This is a genomic window from Pseudoalteromonas sp. GW168-MNA-CIBAN-0100, from assembly GCF_040309225.1.
Taxonomy (GTDB): domain Bacteria; phylum Pseudomonadota; class Gammaproteobacteria; order Enterobacterales; family Alteromonadaceae; genus Pseudoalteromonas; species Pseudoalteromonas arctica.
Map to the genome: position 1 here is coordinate 1 of NZ_JBEOOL010000487.1, position 279 is coordinate 279.

Consider the following 279-nt stretch of genomic DNA (forward strand, 5'->3'; position numbering starts at 1 on the left):
GGGTTGATGGCCGTATTTTACTCGCGCAAGTACCTGGTGGCATGTTAACTAACATGGAAAACCAGCTTAAAGAGCAAGGCGCAGCAGATAAGCTTAATGAAGTTTTACTTGAGATCCCACGTGTACGAGAAGATTTAGGCTTTTTACCGCTTGTTACACCAACGTCGCAAATTGTAGGCACTCAAGCGGTACTTAATGTACTAACGGGTGAGCGCTATAAAACAATTACTAAAGAAACAGCTGGCGTATTAAAAGGTGAATATGGCCTAACACCAGCAC

Annotated in this window: 1 pseudogene; it reads left to right on the forward strand. The window is 43.4% G+C overall.

Annotated elements, in window-relative coordinates:
* Positions 1-279: pseudogene (locus AAEY62_RS22080) on the forward strand (oxaloacetate decarboxylase); the annotation flags it as partial.